The organism is Allocoleopsis sp. (assembly GCF_036703385.1).
Classification (GTDB): Bacteria; Cyanobacteriota; Cyanobacteriia; order Cyanobacteriales; family Coleofasciculaceae; genus Allocoleopsis.
The window spans coordinates 16,307-36,440 of the sequence record NZ_DATNPA010000278.1; the positions used below are offsets into that span (position 1 = coordinate 16,307).

Annotated in this window: 13 protein-coding genes; 7 read left to right on the forward strand and 6 right to left on the reverse strand. The window is 48.5% G+C overall.

The window, feature by feature from the left end:
* The first annotated feature begins 356 nt into the window (after nt 1-356).
* Nucleotides 357-488: a hypothetical protein gene (locus V6C93_RS13290; protein ID WP_333477135.1), complete on the forward strand. Its 132-nt coding sequence runs from the start codon at nt 357-359 to the stop codon at nt 486-488.
* A 70-nt stretch (nt 489-558) separates the two neighbouring features.
* Entirely contained in the window at nt 559-2,628 is a 2,070-nt protein-coding gene (gene speA, locus V6C93_RS13295) for a biosynthetic arginine decarboxylase (RefSeq protein ID WP_333477136.1), read from the forward strand.
* A 232-nt stretch (nt 2,629-2,860) separates the two neighbouring features.
* On the opposite strand, the gene V6C93_RS13300 is transcribed toward speA, so the two are convergent.
* The 4 genes from V6C93_RS13300 to V6C93_RS13315 form a co-directional block, all read right to left on the reverse strand.
* Entirely contained in the window at nt 2,861-4,024 is a 1,164-nt protein-coding gene (locus V6C93_RS13300) for a sugar phosphate nucleotidyltransferase (RefSeq protein WP_190498520.1), read from the reverse strand.
* Nucleotides 4,025-4,622: 598 nt separating this feature from the next.
* Nucleotides 4,623-5,447: a segregation/condensation protein A gene (locus tag V6C93_RS13305; RefSeq protein WP_333477137.1), complete on the reverse strand. Its 825-nt coding sequence runs from the start codon at nt 5,445-5,447 to the stop codon at nt 4,623-4,625.
* A 233-nt stretch (nt 5,448-5,680) separates the two neighbouring features.
* Complete coding sequence (locus V6C93_RS13310) at nt 5,681-6,040, reverse strand: LapA family protein (RefSeq protein WP_333477138.1); 360 nt, start codon at nt 6,038-6,040, stop codon at nt 5,681-5,683.
* A gap of 149 nt (nt 6,041-6,189) precedes the next feature.
* A complete protein-coding gene (locus tag V6C93_RS13315) occupies nt 6,190-7,290 on the reverse strand; it encodes an AI-2E family transporter (RefSeq protein WP_414644168.1) in 1,101 nt (366 codons plus the stop codon).
* A 99-nt stretch (nt 7,291-7,389) separates the two neighbouring features.
* On the opposite strand from V6C93_RS13315, the gene pdxH reads away from it, so the two are divergent.
* Both pdxH and cobW read left to right on the forward strand, forming a co-directional pair.
* Entirely contained in the window at nt 7,390-8,034 is a 645-nt protein-coding gene (pdxH, locus tag V6C93_RS13320; RefSeq protein ID WP_333477140.1) for a pyridoxamine 5'-phosphate oxidase, read from the forward strand.
* Between the two features lie 211 nt (nt 8,035-8,245).
* Nucleotides 8,246-9,289 carry a cobalamin biosynthesis protein CobW gene (cobW, locus tag V6C93_RS13325; RefSeq protein WP_333477141.1) on the forward strand — a complete coding sequence of 348 codons (1,044 nt, stop codon included), beginning with the start codon at nt 8,246-8,248 and terminating at the stop codon, nt 9,287-9,289.
* On the opposite strand, the gene V6C93_RS13330 is transcribed toward cobW, so the two are convergent.
* A complete protein-coding gene (locus V6C93_RS13330) occupies nt 9,282-9,500 on the reverse strand; it encodes a hypothetical protein (RefSeq protein ID WP_333477142.1) in 219 nt (72 codons plus the stop codon). The two genes, cobW and V6C93_RS13330, sit on opposite strands and share 8 nt — an antisense overlap.
* A 367-nt stretch (nt 9,501-9,867) precedes the next feature.
* Nucleotides 9,868-11,934: an AarF/ABC1/UbiB kinase family protein gene (locus V6C93_RS13335; protein WP_333477143.1), complete on the reverse strand. Its 2,067-nt coding sequence runs from the start codon at nt 11,932-11,934 to the stop codon at nt 9,868-9,870.
* 388 nt (nt 11,935-12,322) lie between these two features.
* Between V6C93_RS13335 and recN the strand changes: the two genes are divergently transcribed.
* From recN to V6C93_RS13350, 3 genes are all read left to right on the forward strand, one after another.
* Nucleotides 12,323-14,125 (forward strand): DNA repair protein RecN, encoded by a 1,803-nt coding sequence (gene recN / locus V6C93_RS13340; RefSeq protein WP_333477144.1) that lies wholly within the window; start codon nt 12,323-12,325, stop codon nt 14,123-14,125.
* Nucleotides 14,126-14,539: 414 nt separating this feature from the next.
* Nucleotides 14,540-17,167, forward strand: coding sequence for a GAF domain-containing protein (locus tag V6C93_RS13345; protein ID WP_333477145.1), 2,628 nt, complete (start codon nt 14,540-14,542; stop codon nt 17,165-17,167).
* A 643-nt stretch (nt 17,168-17,810) separates the two neighbouring features.
* Nucleotides 17,811-20,129 (forward strand): CHASE2 domain-containing serine/threonine-protein kinase, encoded by a 2,319-nt coding sequence (locus V6C93_RS13350; protein ID WP_333477146.1) that lies wholly within the window; start codon nt 17,811-17,813, stop codon nt 20,127-20,129.
* The last annotated feature ends 5 nt before the right edge of the window (nt 20,130-20,134 follow it).

Sequence of the window (20,134 nt, forward strand, 5' to 3'; positions counted from 1 at the left end):
CATAACCTAGTCGCACTCTAGATTTAAGGCTTATGTTACTGATTTCGACCCTCGGGGTGAGCTAGCTAACAAGGATTGTTCCCTAACTCTCCCAATGGAGAATGTCCTCTTGTCAATGTTATCTAAGCTTTTCTGGTTTGAGACACTAAGGTGACCCAATCAGCTTGTTTGAGCCCCAACACAGAGCTTGAAGGTGGAAAGCCCTCCCAGATGTGGTGACCTAAATAATTTAGTTCTGTTGGAACTTAAATTGGCTATCTTTCCACTCAACAGGGCTGATATTCAGCTTTGTTCCGTGTTTGGGGGATAGATAGTACTTTGACAGGGTGCAGGTCGCATACTTTGGGAATTTTAGCATGGCTTTCCCTTCTACCTATCTCCTTATTTCTGAGGCATTTGCCTCTGAAGCCCCGCCCAAAGGTGTGATTGCCTCCGGCATCGTGTACAACCCGATCGCACTTAGACGATTTTCAACTAAGCTAAGTTAAAATTCTTCGCTCACCAGCAAATGCGCTAGAGTGGCGATCGCAGACAGTAATTGGTAAGGGACTCAAGAGAATGGGGGCAAAGCTGACGCCCAAAATCGGCAACATCGTAGACGCCAGCGCTAACGGTGATGAGACGCCAGTCAAAAGTAAATCCACTGCTGGTGTTGAAACCCATCAATCTCATCCGCCATCTCCCTCTAAATCCTGGACTATAGAGGACAGTGAGAAGCTTTATCGGATTCAGGGGTGGGGTGAGCCATACTTTTCGATCAACGCAGCCGGTCATGTTACAGTTTCTCCCAAAGGCGATCGAGGCGGTTCTCTCGATTTATTTGAACTCGTGGAGTCCCTGCGACAGCGCAACCTAGGGCTGCCCCTATTAATTCGCTTTTCAGATATCTTGGAAGACCGGATCGAGCGGTTGAATGCTTGTTTCGCCAAAGCGATCGCCCGTTACAAGTACCCCGGCACTTACCAAGGCGTCTTTCCCGTCAAATGTAACCAGCAACGGCATCTGGTTGAAGATTTGGTGCGATTTGGTCAACCGTATCAATTCGGTCTAGAAGCGGGTTCTAAACCCGAATTGATGATTGCCCTGGCAACGTTGAAGACGCCCAATTCCCTACTCATTTGTAATGGTTACAAAGACCGGGAATATATTGAAACAGCCCTATTAGCGATACGCATTGGGCATAAACCTGTGATTGTTCTAGAACAGCTCGAAGAAGTGCCGTTGGTTATTGAGGCAGCGCATCGGTTAGGGATCGAACCGGTATTGGGGGTTCGGGCTAAGCTGAGTACAAAAGGCACAGGACGTTGGGGAGAATCAACTGGCGATCGCGCAAAATTTGGTCTGACACTTCCTGAAATCCTGAGTTGCGTGGAGCAACTGCGAACAGCTGGGATGCTTAGTTCCTTACAGTTGTTACATTTCCATATTGGATCTCAAATTTCTGCCATTGGGGTCATCAAAGACGCCATCCGAGAGGCTAGTCAAATTTATGTTGAGCTGAGCGCTTTGGGGGCTAATATGCAGTACCTCGATGTGGGTGGTGGCTTAGCGATCGACTACGACGGCTCCAAAACAAACTTCTATGCCTCGAAAAACTACAACATGCAAAATTATGCCAATGATATTGTTGCCGAGGTAAAGGAAGCTTGTGAGGCGCGTCAGTTGACCGTGCCAGTATTGGTCAGTGAGAGTGGACGCGCGATCGCCTCCCACCAATCCGTGCTCGTCTTCGATGTTCTGGGTACTAGCGATGTCCCTTCAGAAACACCTGCACCACTGCGGGAAAAAGAGCATCTGATTATCCGCAACCTTTGGGAGACTTACAGTACCATCAACGTCGAGAATTACCAAGAAGCCTACCACGATGCTCTCCAGTTCAACGAAGAAGCGAAGAGCCTCTTTAGTCTCGGTTATCTCAGCCTCACCCAGCGGGCCAGAGCTGAGCAGCTATATTGGGCTTGCTGCCACAAGATTCTCGAAATTGCCAGAACTCAGGACTACGTCCCCGATGACTTGGAAGACCTGGAAAAAACGATGGCGTCGATTTACTACGTCAACCTCTCCGTCTTTCAATCGGTACCGGATTCTTGGGCGATTGACCAGTTGTTCCCGATTCTGCCTATCCACCGACTCGATGAAGAACCGACGCACCGGGGGATTTTGGCTGACCTCACTTGTGACAGCGATGGCAAGATCGCTCAATTTATTGACCTGCGAGATGTGAAATCGGTGTTGGAACTACACCCTCTCCGGGAGGGAGGGGAAAGGGCTTCATCCCCAAGCCCTAATCCCTCCAAGCCAACATCCAAAGAACCCTATTACTTGGGTTTATTCCTTGCCGGTGCCTACCAGGAGATTATGGGCAACCTACACAACCTGTTTGGAGATACTAACGCCGTCCACATCCAATTAACCCCTAGGGGGTATGAAATTGAACATGTGGTTAAAGGCGACACCATGACAGAAGTCCTAGGTTACGTGCAGTACGACGCCGAAGACTTGGTCGAGAGTATCCGCCGCCGCACCGAGCAAGCTCTGCAAGAGAATCGAATTACGCTGGAAGAATCTCAACTACTGCTACAAAACTATGAGAAAAGCCTGAGCCGTTACACTTATCTGAGTAGTTAACTTCGGATGTGTACGAGTCCTACTCAGGAAGGCAAGGTTGATTACATAGCGTTAAGGTTAAGTGCCAAGACAGCATGACCATCCGGTAGCTGATCCATGAAGAGCCCGATGAGTCGCCAACTCATCTATCGTCAATTCAGCTGTAGCTGTATAGGAGTCAGTCCCAGATGGGGGCTGCTTAATGGCGAGTGTTTAGCCCGCTTGGAACTCACTCAATCGCATCGCTTTCAAACTACCCATCTGTTCCCAGGAGTTCTGCGATCGCTTGTCGTTCTGCGGGTTCCTGGGATGGTAGAGTTCGACGAGTGTCGGTAATCAACCAATCCAGGGCTGCGGCCTGAACGTCAATGGTTGCACCTGTTTTGTCCACACAGTAACGTCCAAACACCAGTTTATCGACCAAGCGTACTCCTGCTCCCAGACGAGAGTATTCAAAAATCACGCTGTTATCAACGGTTGCCCCGCTACAGATCCAGCAATTGGGACCAATCATCGTCGGCCCAATAATCTTGGCCCCATCTTCTATATGGGTCATACCACCGATATAAACCGGGCCTTGGATATCCACCTTGTCCCAATTAACCGCCACATTCAATCCGGCGTAGATGCCTGGAAATACTTCTTTGCCTGGAATCTGCACGTTCTTAATATCGCCCCGGAGGACGCTGCGAATGGCGTGCCAGTAGTCGGGAACTTTGCCGATATCCACCCACTCAAAATCCATCGGCACCGCATAAAACGGAGCGCCCATTTCCACTAACTTCGGAAATAACTCTCCACCAATGTCATATTCTTGACCAGAGGGTATATAATCTAAAACTTCTGGCTCAAAAATATAAATACCGGTGTTGATATTGGTACTGAGCGCTTCCTCCACGGAGGGCTTTTCCTGAAAAGCTTTTACCCGACCGGTTTCGTCCGTGACAACGACACCGTAGCTAGGTACCTGCTCTAGGGGCACAGATTTTGTCACGATGGTAGCAATTGCACCCTTTTCTTTGTGCCACTTCACGGCTGCCGTCAAGTCGAGGTCAATCAGGGCATCGCCACACAGAACCACAAACGTATCATCGAAAAAAGGATAAAAGTCATGGATACGCCGCATTCCGCCAGCCGATCCGAGGGCTTCTCCAACCAATTGACCATCTACAATTCGACCCTCAAAGGAGTAGGCAATCTGGACGCCGAAGCGTTGTCCGTCGCGGAAATAACTTTCAATTTCGTTAGCTAGATGACTGACGTTAACGACGACTTGGTCACAGCCATGCCGTCGTAGCAGTTCTAGTAAAAATTCCATCACTGGTTTTTGCAGGATGGGAATCAAGGGTTTGGGAATAGTGTAAGTAATGGGACGAACCCGCGTCCCCTTACCAGCCGCCAGAATCATGGCTTTCATGAATTTTTCTTCCTCAACCTAGGCCACAAATTTTTAGTTTGGTGAATTGAGTCTGATTTTAACCAGTCCGTCGCTGACACGTTGGACTTTCGTCTGTAGGCTTGTTCCTATTGACTAGGAAAAGTGACAGCACTCAGTTAACAAAACGATAGACTATGCTATACGCTTACCGACTATCGGCAGAGAATGACACTTTTAGGGAGCCACCAAGGGAAGCTTCTGAAAGTCCGCGCTGTCGGCAGCCAAGGCCAAACTGACAACCCTGTTCCTTCCTGATTAGGAAGTTTACAGGTCTTTGAACTCATTTTCACCGAGTTTACTTCCACCGTACTCCCTCAGAGAAAGTGACGGCAACGGGTAATTCTATCTTTTATGAAACGGAAAACAGTTTCTCCCTTGAAATATAGCTTAACCAAGCTTCAAACCCTGATCAAAAAGGGAATTGAAGATGAAAACAAGGCTGAAGCCTGAAGGATGAAAGTTAAACGAGATTAAAGGTAAGTCGCCCAACCCTTGCGTCCAATTGTTGTACTTCATACTTCATGTTTCTGCTGACCCAGTTTCTAATCCCCAGTCAAAGAGAGCAACCCTAAGTGATTTACCTCAGCGCACGGATTTGTAGGTCTTGGTAGAACTCCTCTTGAAATAACTCCACTTTGGACTGAGCGGACAAGAGTAGCAGCGCCCAAAAGACTCCAACCCGGTCACTGGCTTTTGGTTCAGTTGTCTCCATCACCACTTCGTGGGAAGCCAAGCTATCCCGAAGGGAATCGGCAGTACCCGACGTGGCTGATGACAACGTCCACCACTCTAGCAGTTGTTCTAAATTTAGCCAATCTTTTCCAGCTGAGACTTCTTGCCAATGGGAGGAGAGAAATCCTTCTAGGTGCATGGCAAGTTCGGTTAGATTTTCATCATGAGCCAAATGAGCGATCGCTGCTTCGGCTTGAGTCCGAGATTGAGGGCGGGGGCGAAGAGTTCTCTGGCGCACAGGGGCTTCCCCCAGCTGTGTAGCCATCTGCTGCAATTGCTCAATCAGCTCAGAGAGTGTAACTGGTCGTCTTTTGGGAGGTGGGGCCGCTCTCCGACGGCGCAGATGACGTTCGAGATGTAGCGGTAACCGAGATTCGTTTGAGGCGTCGAGGTCCTCCTGTAGTTCGGTAAGTTCTGGCTCTTCTGGTTCCCCTAGACGCATCAAAGTATCAGCTTTTAATAAAACGAGCATGGATGCCCACAAAAAAGCTTGCCCCGACTGAGATAAATCGGCATCACGCCGTCCGGGTTCCGCATCATTCCCTAGTGTCAAAGTACTTAAATAGCGGTCAATCACCTCAATCACTTGGACATCCCAAGGGTCAATTTCCCCTCGCTGTGCCAAATCGATGAGGAGCGCGATCGCTTCATTAGCGGGTGTTCCAGTCATGGCGAACTGCTGTTAGAGGGTTGAAGGTTGGAAGGTTGGCAAGTTGGAGGTTGGAGAGTTGGCAAGTTGAAGGTTGGAAGGTTGTACAAGTTGGAGGTTGGAAGGTTGGCAAGTTGAAGGTTGGAAGGTTAGAAAGTGGAACAGTAACCTAGCAGCCATAGCGTCAGTTGGAACGTGAACAGACAACCTTCACAACCTGCTAATCTGCCAACCTTCTAACCTTCTAACCTTCTTCAACCTGCCACTTCTTCTGTCAGGGATGTAGAGGCCGATAGAGCAGGTAACTGTAGCTGTTCGAGTTCTGCTTTGTAGCGTTCAATGTCTTGCTCCAATTGCTCAATTTTCTGTTCTTTGGTACGAATTTGGCGTTTAGATTTCAGGGAGTCTAGCTGCTGCTGCAACCGCGCCCAGATGCTGAAAAGCCAAGCTAGGATAGCACCCAGACCCATTGCCAAAATCAGTTCAATCGCAAGGGGTGCTTGTACCTGAACGCCATTGATAATGCGAATGACAGCAGGCTCGGTATTTTGCAAACTAAATAAAACCAAAGCCAAACACATAGCAAAAATAATCAAAAAATTAATCTGTCGCATCAGCTGAATCCTTGAATCTTGCAATTGCTTGCTAATTTTACAAGAGGGAAAATGGAGAATCCGTCCTCTTTACAGTTGTAACTTTGGAATTTTAACTTGTCTCCCTCTGCCCCTCCCCATCTCCCTATTTTCTGCTCCTGCCCTCTACTTCACTCCTCTGTGCTCACTCGGATCGAGGGTTTAGTGGGCACCATGTCGGTGGGTACTACTTTGGGCTGATGCAGTAGGCGGAGCGCATCGAGAGTACCTTTAATCGTTCCAGCAATGGGGACAGCAACGATTACGCCAAAGACTCCAGCGCTCTGAGCTCCGACTAATAAAGCGATGAAAATTAAGATGGGATTGAGTCCAATAAACTCACCCATTAATCGAGGGGCAAGGATATTGTCTTTGATTTGCTGCATGAGCAGAGCGGCACCTGCCACCCGAACTCCTAGCCAAAAGCTGTTGAGCATGACCAAAATTGTCACTAGGCCAATACCCAAAGTGGCCCCGATGAAAGGAATCAGTTCAGCCATGCCAATGAGCAGGGCAAACAGCAGGGCAAAGGGCACCCTTAAAACCAAAAATATTGGGGTCAGAGTAGCAACCATAAATAATCCCAGGAGGATTTGGCTGATAAAAAAATTCTGAAAATTCAGGCGTAGGGATTCGCTAAAAGGTAACCCGATTTTAGGGGGTAGTAAGTTAATTAGACCTCGCCAAAGGTCTGCGCCGTACAGCAGCATATAAAAGGCTAGGACAATAACCAAGACCGTGTCGAATAGTCCCGATAGTGTCCCTATAGCCAATCCAACGACCTGAGTAGCTAGGACTTGGACTTGGCTTTCGATGCGAGTATAGACTTGAGTGCCGAAAGATTTGAGGTTGAGCGGCAAATGACGTTGTTTTGCCCAAGTATCCAATTTCTCAAGATTATCATTACTGGCTTCTAACCAAGCTGGGATATTGTTTAACAGTTGGGTGAATTGGTCAATCACAACGGGGACTAGAGTGATTCCGAGAATGACCAAGATTGCCAAGGTTAACAATAAAACAACAATCACAGCCTGTGATCGGCTTCGATAGAACCGCGCTATGAACTGGACAGGATAGTTGAGCAAAAAAGCAAGAATGGCTGAAATGGTTAACAGGGCAATCAGATGCTCGAAATAGCGGAAAATTTGAGACAAAATCCAGAGATTGAGCGCCAAAAGTGGACCTGAAAGCCCAAAAAACAGGAGGCGTTGCAAGTAGGTCCAACGGTGCATGGAAAATAACTTGGGGTAGCGGCTCATTGGGGTTAAATTTTATAACCAAAACTTGCTTTTCAACTGACTAGAGTAAAAAAAAACGGCAGGGAACGAAAGATGGAAACAACAATAGCGAATTTGCGCAAAGAGTACACCTTCCAAGGGTTAAGGGAAAGGGAAGCAAAGCCTAATCCATTTGAGCAGTTTAAAGTCTGGTTTGACCAAGCACTGACAGCTGAGTTACCAGAACCGAATGCAATGACAATTGCTACCGCTACATTGGATGGTAAACCTTCTGCTCGGATGGTGCTGCTCAAGGAGTACGATCAGCGGGGTTTTGCATTCTTTACAAACTATACGAGCTACAAAGGGAAGCAGTTGGAGGAGAATCCTTGGGGAGCGATCGTTTTTTGGTGGGCAGAGTTAGAGCGACAGGTACGCATTCAGGGTCGGGTTGAGAAGGTATCAGAGGCTGAGTCGGATCGGTATTTTCACAGCCGTCCAAAAGGTTCTCAGCTGGGTGCTTGGGCGTCCTATCAAAGTCAAGTACTCGAAAGCCGGGAGGTGCTGGAGCAACGATTAGAGCAACTCAAGGATGAATACGAGAATAAGCCGGTGCCGCGCCCGCCTCACTGGGGAGGTTTTAGAGTGATTCCAGACGAGATTGAGTTTTGGCAAGGGCGTCCCAGCCGCCTGCACGATCGCTTACTGTATCGACGGAGTGAAGATGGTAGTTGGACAATTCAACGCTTAGCGCCTTAGAGGGTGTGGGAAACGTCTGTCTGAAAAATGAGTTGAAGGTTAGACGGTTGTTCGCGTAGCGTTCCCCGTACTCCCAAGGAGAACCCGTTCGCGAAAGCGTTCCCCGAAGGGGTAGGGTAGGGGTAAGTTAAGAATTTTCATTCCTTCGTTGTAAGCTTCTGCTCAGGGTGCCTAATATGGTAAGTTTGGTAACTTTCAGCAGGAGTTCTCAATGGGTGCCAAAATTCCCGTTACGGTTGTGACTGGCTTTCTCGGTAGCGGCAAAACAACGTTGCTTCGCCACTTACTCCAAAACAACCAGGGACGACGAATCGCCGTTATTGTTAATGAGTTTGGCGAAATTGGAATTGATGGAGAGCTGTTGCGCTCTTGTCAAGTGTGTGAAGAAGAAGAAGCGGCTAACAACATTGTGGAACTGACGAATGGTTGCCTGTGTTGCACCGTCCAGGAAGAATTTCTTCCCACCATGCAAGAACTGCTCAATCGTCGCGAACAGCTTGACTGTATGCTGATTGAAACGTCTGGGCTAGCCTTGCCTAAACCCCTTGTTCAAGCCTTCCGTTGGCCTGAGATTCGCACGGGTGCTACGGTGGATGGCGTCGTGACGGTTGTAGATTGTGAAGCGATCGCATCGGGTACTCTGGTCGGTGACCTCGATGCCTTACAAGCACAACGGGAGGCTGACCCCAATCTAGAGCATGAAACACCCATTGAGGAACTGTTTGAAGACCAGTTGGCTTGTGCTGATTTGGTGCTACTAACGAAGGTTGATCGGGTGGATGCTGAGACTCAAACCAAGGTACAGGACTGGTTGCGCCAGCAATTGCCTGAGAGGGTGAAGGTGGTTTCCTGCCGTAATGGTGAGATTAACCCTGATTTGTTGCTGGGATTCAATGCGGCGGTGGAAGATAACTTAGAGGCTCGTCCCAGTCATCACGACGCCGAGGAAGACCACGACCATGATGATGATATCAACTCAATTCACATCATTTTAGACCAAGCCTTCGAGCCGAAAGCATTAACAGCAACGTTGAAACAATTGGTGCAAGACGAAGAAATTTACCGCATTAAAGGGTTTGTCAGTATTCCCAACAAACCCATGCGGATGGTTGTGCAAGGTGTAGGCGATCGCTTAGAGTCTTTCTTTGACCGTCCTTGGCAAGCAACAGAACCGCGTCAGACTCGCTTGGTGCTGATTGGTCGTGCGCTCGATCAGTCACAAATTGAGCGTGTAATTGTGGGTAGTCTTAATTGACCTGTTTAGGTATCGGGTGGGTTAGGGTTACGCCTAACCCTGACGGGGCAATCCCCTTGTGATTGCCCCTACTATGAATTGAACCGACTCTCCTAGTGATGTGAGGTAAGACGCAGGAAGATACCATAGGCGATCGCAGACTGACACCCGTGTTTGGATTTTTAGCAGCTATTGCTTTACCTGTCTTCTTAGGTAATAAGCTATTCCACATTTAAATTACATAGTCGGGACGGGCGAAATGCCCATCCCACAAGATTTTTGTCAACAGCACTAGTGTAAACTAGAGGCGAAGCAGCTTAGACTACGACTAACAATGGGTGCTGCTATGTCGCCGCAGAAGACCACAAACGAGATAGCTTTTTTCTAGACCACGGTGTCTGGGTTCATCACTTCGACTCGAATGAATGCTTTAAATACCCCGATGATGTAGTGCAGCGATTTTTGGAGAGATTGAAGCGATCGCACAAAGTTTACCAGTGATGCAACTGAAAAAACCTACATAAAACCAAAAGCGGGCAAGACAGCCCGCTCCACAAAAATTTACATGTAAGGAATGCAGCCGAAGCGAAAGACTCTCCCTAGTGTTGAACGATCGCAGCCTGAGGTCGAACTAACTTAGGTGCGGGTGCTGGTTTCCGACCCTTTGGGGCCTCTTCCGGCGGTGCATCCTGGAGTAAAGCCTCGCGAATCATCCGGGCAATTACCCGTTGCGCCAAACCTCCCGCAATTTTTTGACCCATCTTCTGCGTTTCTGGCTTCATCAACAACTGAGGAATCACCGGAACCAACTGCATCGGGTCAAAACCGGGTGTATCTTGCAAAATTTCCCAAATTCGCTTAACGTGCTCCGCTGTCTGAGCATTAGCTCCCGTTGTCACTGGTGATGGATTCTCTTCTGCCAACCCAATTCGCTTGAGCAGAGAATAACTGACATTATCCAACGTCCGACGCCCATAGGCATCGATCGCCTTTACAATCTCATCCACCAACTGCTCTCGAATAAAGTCACCGCGTTCTGAGAAGAGAAACTCTAGCGCCTGATTCAACACCTTATTCAGGTCGTAATCCTGGCTGATAGCGGCATTTCGCAGCAAGTTTTCCAGACGGTTCCAGCGGAAACTACCATCCTTAAACAGCAAATCCTTCAGAGAAGCTCGTAATTCCGGTGCCGGGTCACTTAACAGACGCTTTGAGATGTAAGGATACGCTTTCGAGAGTACCTTGAAGTTTGGATCGACATTAATCGCAATCCCTTCCAACGTCACCAATGAGCGGATAATCAGCGCATAGTAAGCAGGTACCCGGAACGGATACTCATACATCAGCGCCGACAACTGGTCAGTAATGCTCTTAAAGTTCAGTTCCGCTACACTCGCGCCCAAGGCATCGCTAAACACATTCGCCAACGCGGGAATAATCGGCGTTAAGTCCGTATCCGGCGTGAGAAACTCCAACTTTACGTAGTCGTGAGCCAAACCGGAGAAATCACGATTCACCAAGTGAACAACCGCCTCGATCAAACCGTAACGCTGATAGGGCTTGACCTCACTCATCATGCCAAAGTCCAGGTAAGCCAACTTCCCTTCTGGCGTCGCCAACAAATTACCGGGGTGAGGGTCAGCATGGAAGAAGCCATGTTCCAGCAACTGCCGCAGGGAACACTGAACCCCTACATTGATCAGATGCCGCGCATCGATGCCGCGCTCCTTAATCGCTTCCATGTTGGTTAGCTTCGTGCCCGTAATCCACTCCATTGTCAGCACACGACGCCCGGTGTATTGCCAATAAATTTTAGGGACGTAGACATCCTCAATGTGACCGTAAAGCTCGGCAAAACGCTCAGCATTGTGCCCCTCGTGGGCATAATCCATTTCCTCAAAGATGCGGCTGCCAAATTCATCCATAATGGCAACCAAGTCGCTCCGCACCTGCTTGATATTGTTTTGCACCCATTGAGCGAGGCGTCGCAGAATATAAACATCCAGAGCAATGCGCCGTGCTAGTCCGGGTCGCTGCACCTTCACCGCTACGGTTTCGCCTGTCTTGAGCTTGCCTTTGTATACTTGTCCCAGGGAAGCCGCCGCTACGGGCTCGGGTGTGAGTTCGGCATAAATTTCCTGTGGGCGATCGCCTAATTCTTCCTCTATAAATTGATAAGCCACCTCATTGGGAAAGGGCGGCAGTTGGTCTTGCAGCCGCGACAACTCTTCCAAGAAAATTGGCGGCACTAAATCTGGTCGCGTGGAGAGCGCCTGTCCTACCTTGATATAGGCGGGTCCTAGATTCGTCAAAATTTTCCGCAGCTGAATCGCTCGCTGTCGATTGTTGATCGGATCGCGTCCTACGACGCGATCCCACCATAGACCCAAGGCGAAAGAGAGAGAGGGGAAGGCAATATTGAAGATCCGCCCTAACACTTGTAGGGGAGCCTTACTGTATTGAGCCGTAATCGCTACAGGATCGTAACGCAGCGCTTCGGTCACGAAAACAGGGGGTTGATTCGCTAACGCTTCCGATGGGATGGGCGCTGGACTGACTTCATACTCAACGGCTATGGGTTCAGCTTGCACTGGCACAATCTGCTTTTCCGGCACGAGATTTGAGTCTATTTCGGAGGGGGCTGGGGAAACTGTTTTAAGATTCATATTAAATAGGAACCGACAGGAGCGACTCTGTAAAGTATTGTAACAACAACAGCTGTGAACACGATTCAACCCAGTTGCTCTGGGCTGGGATTCGCTCCAATGCCCACAATCTTCCTGGCTCGGCAAAAATCGCCTTCGCCGTTCGCTTGACAATAAATTTACACTTAAATTTTGGTAGCTACCCTAGCCAATCGGCAGAAATGCCGTTTGCATCGACTGACGCTTTCTTACCAGTATGGGTTGGGTTTGCGTAGATTGCCTCTTTCCTCTAGGAGAAGTTTGTTACCTACTTGATCAATTCGAGATTTTGGCTGTAGGACTCAATCTGAATCGATCCCATCCAAATCGATTTAACACTCAGCTCCCCAAATAAACGTTTAAACTTGCTATGCTGCTTTCTCTGCGGATTCAAAACTTTGCTTTGATTGATAGGCTGGAACTGGAATTCGGTGTGGGCTTAACGGTCTTGACTGGCGAAACCGGTGCTGGCAAATCGATTATTTTAGATGCAATTGATGTGGCTTTGGGTGGAAAGGTTAGCCAGCGAATCATTCGCTCACGGGAAGAACGGGCGCTGGTAGAAGCCACATTCCGAGCAGATGCTTCTCTAGTCGCGTGGTTGAGCGAACAGGAGATAGACTTGCTTGATGAGGCGGATTTAGTTTGTAGCCGAGAGATTGCGGTCAATCAGGGCAACCTCCGATCGCGATCGCGAGTCAATGGCGTGTTAGTCAACCGTTCTCTGATGGATCGCCTGCGCGATCGCTTGGTGGAAATTACGGCTCAAGGTCAAACTGTCTATCTGATGGCTCCAGCGCACCAACGGGGCTTACTCGATTTATATGGGGGCTCCTCTCTGCTCCAGCAGCGCGATCGGGTAGCTGGTGCTTACCTCGCTTGTCAGGAGGCAGAGCAAGCGCTGGAGAGACGGCGGCAATCGGAACAACAGCGATTGCAACGACTCGACTGGCTAGAGTATCAAACACAAGAGCTTAAAGCCGTTAACCTCAAGGATTCTGACGAACTCGAACAACTTGAACAAGAACGCCAGCGTCTGAGCCATGTCGTAGACCTCCAGCAGCAGAGCTATGAAGTTTACCAAGCCCTTTATCAAAATGAAAGCGGTACCGCTGCTGCCGATTTGTTGGGAGAAGCCGAGGCCACTTTGATTGACATGGTGCGCTACGATTCTCAACTACAACCGTTGTTGGATATGGTGAGTGCAGCACTAGCCCAGGTGGTGGAAGCATCCCATCAAATCAATACCTATGGGGATGGACTCGAAAGTGACCCAGAACGCCTCCAATCTGTAGAAGAGCGGATTCAGGCATTAAAACAAATTTGCCGCAAATATGGGCCAACCCTCGCCGATGCGATCGCTCACTATGAAAAACTCCAGGCCGAGTTGGCAGAACTTAGTGGTGAGGGTCAATCTCTAGAAGAATTGGAGAAAAATTGCACCTTAAGTCAAGAAAAATTAACAAATCTCTGTACTCATCTAACCCTGCTTCGCCGGGAAGCCGCAGAAGAACTGGAGCGGCGCTTAGTCGCCGAACTGAAGCCTCTAGCGATGGAAAAGGTACAGTTTCAAGTAGAAATTGCGCCGATTCCTGCTACAGCTGCTGGTGCTGACCAAGTGACCTTTTACTTCTCTCCCAACCCAGGTGAACCCCTTCAACCGCTGTCGGCTACAGCTTCAGGTGGCGAAATGAGCCGCTTTCTGCTAGCCTTAAAAGCTTGTTTCTCAATGACGAACGAGGCTTGGAGAACCTTAATCTTTGATGAAATTGATGTAGGGGTGTCAGGTCGCGTGGCACAAGCGATCGCCGAAAAACTGCATCAACTCAGTCAGCGACACCAAGTTCTTTGTGTAACTCACCAACCTTTAATTGCGGCTATGGCAGACCGACACTTCCGAGTTGATAAACAAGTAATCGACCAACCTTTATCACATGCCTCTAAACCCAAAGCATCCCATAAATCAGAAAGTCAAGCAATGCCTGAACTAAATGACCCACTTTTAAGCGATGAACTGACTGATCGACGCACGGTTATCCGCGTCAGTCTCCTTGATACTCATGGAACGCGCCGCGAAGAAATTGCTCAGCTGGCGGGTGGACACTCGGCTCAAGAAGCAATGACCTTTGCGGAATCTCTTCTTACCAAAGCCCGTCACTCCCGTCAAAACTAGGAATGGGGTAGAAGGGTTAAAGGTTGACAAAAAAAGCAGGCTGAAAATTTTAACCTCTCAACCTGAAACCTTCCCACCTGAAACATTCCCACCTGCAACCTGTAATCCCCTCTTAGCTCTTCTGAACAAGGTCTTCAGCCAAAACCCTAAAAATTTGGTAAAACTGACAACATATCTTTTCTGTTTTGATGCCAAGATTATGGGCAAGGTGGTTAATTTTCCGTTGTTCTGGCAACGACATCAGCTGAGATACTGTTTAAGTGTTGTAGAAACACTAAACTGGGATTTAGAGTGGGATATACTTACTTCTTTATGGACAAGGCCACTGGGCAATGCACAGGAGTGAGTGGAATTTATCAAGACTCACACAGATAATAAAGATCTCTTATTTTGAGCTTCAGTAGAGAAAAGCATATGACAGCTGCATCTCCCCGTTCCTCTGCTTTAGAACCCCGTGACATAACCATTGATGTTCCTGTTCAGTCCGACGAGCCCAGTGTAGAAGAACAGCAACCCTCATCTGTGAGCGCCTTAGCCACTAATAAGGGCACGTTCTCTGCTTTTCTAGCTCCCCTCAACCAAGCTAGCTTCAAAGAAGTTGTTACGGAAGTAGAAGGCAGACTAGAGGTTGTCAATCAAACCTTGTCCATGCTGGATAGTCTGCTGGACGCCCAAGGGTTTGACTCAATCCTGGATGAAATGTTGCGTTCCATTACGGCAAAAACGGGGGAACTCCTGGCTGCCGATCGCACGACCATTTTTGTCTTGGATGAAGAGCGAAATCAACTCTGGTCGATTGTAGCTAAGGATAAAGGCGGTGGCTCCCTAGAAATTCGCATTCCCGCCGATCAAGGAATTGCGGGTGAGGTAGCAACCTTCAAGAAAGTTATTAATATTCCTTACGATTTCTTTGACGATCCTCGCTCCGGTGCATCCAAAGAGCAATATAAGAGAACCGGATACCGCACTTACACGATGCTGGCTCTACCCCTGTTGAACGAGCAGGGAGAGTTAGTCGCAGTTGTTCAACTCCTGAATAAATTAAAATCCCAGTACGACCCGAACGCTCCTTTAGAAGAAAAAATTACTCTTGACGGCTTCAGTAGTGAAGACGAGAGAGTTTTTGAGGAATTTGCCCCCTCAATTCGCCTGATTATGGAATCATCTAGGTCACTACGGCGGGCAACCCAAAAACAACGAGCAGCTCAAGCGTTGATTGCTGCAACAAACTCCCTGAGCAAGGGCGGCTTAGATTTGGAAGAAACCCTCAAGAGGGTGATGGATGAAGCGCAGCAACTGATGAATGCAGATCGCAGTACCCTGTGGCTCATAAATAGCGATCGCAATGATTTGTGGACAAAAATTCCCATCAATGGCGTTTTACAAGAAATCCGCCTCCCGATCTCCAAGCAATCCTTTGCGGGTCAAGTTGCCCTCACAGGTGAACCCGTCAATATAGGGTTTGATCTATATGACCACGAAGGTTCTGAAACGTCGAAAGAAACGGACAAGAGAACGGGTTATCGTACCTGTAGCTTGTTATGTATGCCCGTGTTTAACGCCGATGGGGAATTGATCGGCGTCACGCAATTAATTAATAAAAAGAAACAGGGTGAATTTCCGGCATACAACCCCGAAGACTGGCCTACAGCACCGGAATGCTGGAAATCGAGTTTTGATCGCGTTGACCAAGAGTTCATGAAGGCGTTCAATATCCAAGCGGGTGTAGCCTTACAAAACGCGAAGTTGTTTGACACTGTGAAGCAGCAGGAACGAATGCAGCGCGATATTCTGCGCAGTCTCTCAGATGGTGTGGTTTCGACCGATAAAGAAGGCAAAATTATCGCGGTGAATGAGAGGGCGAGAGACCTGCTGGGATTAGATCCACAAAGACGTGTGGAAGGAGAATGGGTCAAGGATATTCTCCGCATTGAAGGCCAAGAAAAAAAGGGCGAGAACAAATTTGCCCAATGGTTAGAGGACGCTTTAAAGGGAAAGAGCGCCAAAGAGCGCAAGCAATACTATCCCGATCGCACATTAATTTCCGGGGGACCTGAGCAACAACGCAGTGTGAATTTGTCGCTGAATACGATCGCCGATGCCAACGATGAGACTAAAGTGCGGGGGGCGTTGGTGGTCATGGAAGACATCAGTGATGAGAAGCGGCTCAAGAGTACCATGTATCGCTACATGACTCAGGAGTTGGCGGAGGAATTACTCAAACTTGACGACACCAAATTAGGGGGCGATCGCAAGGAGGTTTCCATCCTCTTCTCCGACATTCGCGGCTACACCACCTTAACGGAAAGCTTAGAGGCAGAAGAGGTGGTGGGTATGCTCAATGAATATTTTGAGTCGATGGTCGAGGTGATTTTTAAACACAAAGGCACGCTCGATAAATACATCGGTGATGCTATTATGGCCGTTTTCGGCTCACCATTACCCCTGAAAGACCATGCCTGGAGAGCGGTGCAAACATCAGTAGAAATGCGTAAGCGTCTGGCAGAGTTCAATGCTCGTCGTGAAGCGGAAAACAAAATACCGATCCGAATTGGCATTGGAATCAATTCTGATAGCGTGATTAGTGGCAACATCGGCTCATCAAAGCGGATGGAGTTCACCGCTATTGGGGACGGTGTGAACCTGGGTTCTCGCTTGGAAGGAGCCAGTAAGCAATATGGCTGTGATATCGTCATCAGCGAATATACCTTCAAACCCTGTAAGGATCTGATTTGGCACAGGGAACTTGACTGGATTCGCGTTAAAGGCAAGAACGACCCCGTTAAGATTTATGAAGTTGTGGGGCTATGTTCTGAGCCAATTTCTGATGAAAAGAAGGAGATAATCGAGCTTTACCATAAAGGGCGCGAGTATTACCTGAATCGGAAGTTTACCCGTGCGATGAGTGCGTTTGGCACAATTCTCGAAGAATTTGACAAAAATGATAAGGCTGCACTATTACACTTGGAGCGCTGTCGGAATTTTCTAACAGAACCTCCAAAGGATGACTGGGATGGTGTCTACACAATGACCGAGAAGTAGCAGGAAGGTATTAAGTTTCCAGCCCGCAGAAGCGGGCTTTTTATTTTTCATTTTTCAATCCTCCTATTTAGCTGTAGGGTGGGGAGAGTAAAGATGAGCTCAATCAGAACTTTGGGTTCAATATGCTGTTGCAGCTTCTATAGTGGTATTGACTAGCTTGTAAAATCTCAGCTAGAAGCTAGCTATCTTCAGGTAAGTGCAGACTAGGGAAGGGTGGTTTTCTTCTAATGGAGCTTATGTATTATCTAGTCGCTGTCGTCTACTGACGCTACCACAGTTCGGGTGCAGTCGAGACTATGCACCCATTCTGACTCAACTACAGCAACCTGGATCATAGCTCTAACAAGCAACTAACTTCCGCACTAAGCTTATCCGAGCGGCTCGGCAGGCGGCAAAATCTAATGATTGCGCCCCTGTCAAAACGTTAGAGTAAGTGCTGGGAATACGACGGCAGCCATAAAAGTCGGGTTGGGTGTAGAGCAATCAAAACGTTGTTGAAAAAGCAGTAGCAGCCCAGAAAAACCTCAACAACTTGGTATCAAGGTGAATTCTGCTAGTTTTTACTTATTCGTTGTGAGTGATCAGGTACGTGAAAGTGACGAGTGGGGAGTTAAGTCAAAAATCAAAAGAAACTTCGTCCCTCTTGACTAACCAAGCTCAAGGCGGAAGTCCAGCCACCGTTCCTCAAAAAATCTCTAAGTTAGGGGCGCGTGTTTGGCACTTGAGTCGCTCCGTGTTCGGACATCCAGCATTGATAGCAAGTCTGACCGTAACCGGGTTGCTGTTCGCGGGCCGGCAGCTACGTATGTTGGAGCCTTTAGAGCTGACGGCGTTTGACTATATGATGCAGCTGCGGCCGGCATTACCACCCGACAACCGCATCCTGATTGTCGAGGGAACAGAGGCAGATATTCAGTCCTATGGATTCCCACTGAAAGATGATCTGATTGAGCGGGTTTTAACAAAATTGGAGCAGCATCAACCGGCAGCTATTGGCTTGGATATCTATCGAGATATTCCTCATCCTCCAGGCCATGCTGAGTTATCCACTCACCTGCAAAAGAGCGATCGCATCGTACCAGTCTGTAAGCTGAGCGATTCCGATAATCCGGGTACACCTCCTCCTGCAAAGGTTCCAATCGAGCGTGTTGGCTTCAGTGACTTTTCGGTTGACGCCAAGAGCGTCGTCCGGCGGGCTCTATTGTTTGGGGAACCGCCGCCAAACTCTCGCTGCATGAGCCAATTTTCTTTCAGCTTTCAGCTAGCACTACGCTACCTGGAAAAAAAGGGAATTAAGCCCGAACTGACCCCGCAAGAGTACCTTAAGTTAGGAAAGACCGTTTTTAAGCCTCTTGGAGCGAAGGATGGAGGCTACCAAGAGGCAGATAGTGGGGGCTACCAGATTCTCTTGAATTACCGCTCTGGTGGTACCCTTGCCCGTAGCGTGACCTTAACTGACGTTCTCCAAGACCGAGTTGACTCCAGCTGGGTCAAAGACCGTATCGTCTTCATTGGTCTTACGGCTCCTAGCCTGAACGATCTCCTCTATACCCCCTATAGTACAGGTCAGCAGCGCTTTGAGAGAACACCAGGAGTTGTGATCCACGCTCAAATCGCCAGTCAACTGCTCAGTACTGTCCTTGATGGGCGATCGCTGTTTTGGTTTTTTCCGGAGTGGGGAGAAATCTTGTGGATTTGGGTTTGGGCTCTCACGGGGGGTGTCCTTCTGCGAATTGTCCGCCACCCCGGACAGCAAGTACTCGTTGAGATTGGAGCCTTCAGTTTATTGTTAGGAACCTCTGCGTTCCTGTTCTGGGGGTCTGGATGGATTCCCGTAGTCGCCCCCACTTTAGGTTTAATTTTATCGGGTACCGGAGTTCTGGCTTACAATGCCTACGAGGCTGAGAAAGAGAAGCACCAAGCTGAGGAAGAGCGCCGTTACATTGAGCAAAAAGCGCGTGAGCAAGAGAGTAATCTGGCACTTTTGCAGCAACTCTTGAGAGAAAGGCTCCAGGGTTCATCTACAGAAGATTCCGGTGTGGCGCTGAGTAGCGCAACGGGGATACCTGTTGATGAGGCCGATGCAACAGCGATCGCAAGCCCTGAAGATTTTATCAGTCACACCACTGATGAGGTGGAAGATCCAGCATCAGGTAACTATCTGGCTGGACGCTATAACATTAATCGTGTTCTGGGTGCTGGGGGGTTTGGTCTCACTTATCTAGCAGAAGACATGCATCGACCCGGTACGCCGACTTGTGTGGTCAAGCATTTAAAACCCGCTCGTCGCGATGACAAATTTTTACAAGTTGCCAGACGGCTCTTTGAAACTGAGGCACAAATTTTAGAAAAGCTAGGTAAACATCCTCAGATTCCTCAGTTGCTAGCATATTTTGAGCAAAAGCAGGAGTTTTACTTAGTTCAAGAATATGTGGATGGTCATCCTCTCACCGATGAATTGCCAGTGGATAAAAAGCTCCCAGAAGCGCAAGTGATCAAGTTACTGAAGGACACTTTAGGAATTCTGGCTTTTATCCACGAACACCAAGTCATCCACCGAGATATCAAGCCCAGCAATATCATGCGTCGTCAATCCGACAATCAAATTTTCTTAATTGACTTCGGCGCTGTTAAACAGATTCAACCCCTAGAGCAAACTGACCAAGAAAATTTCACAGTTGCCATTGGCACTCGTGGCTATGCCCCAGCAGAGCAATATGCGGGGCACCCAGCGTTGTGCAGTGATATTTACGCGTTAGGAATGATTGGGATTCAAGCCCTCACTGGCATCCCACCTTACCAACTATCACATTCAGACTCTGGCGATATCATCTGGCGGCATTTGGTCACTGTACGGGAAGAATTTGCCGTCATTTTAGAGAAGATGGTGCGCTACCACTTCGCGGCAAGATACCAGTCAGCGGCTGAGGTTTTGGAGGATTTGCGGCGAATCATGAGTTGAAAGTT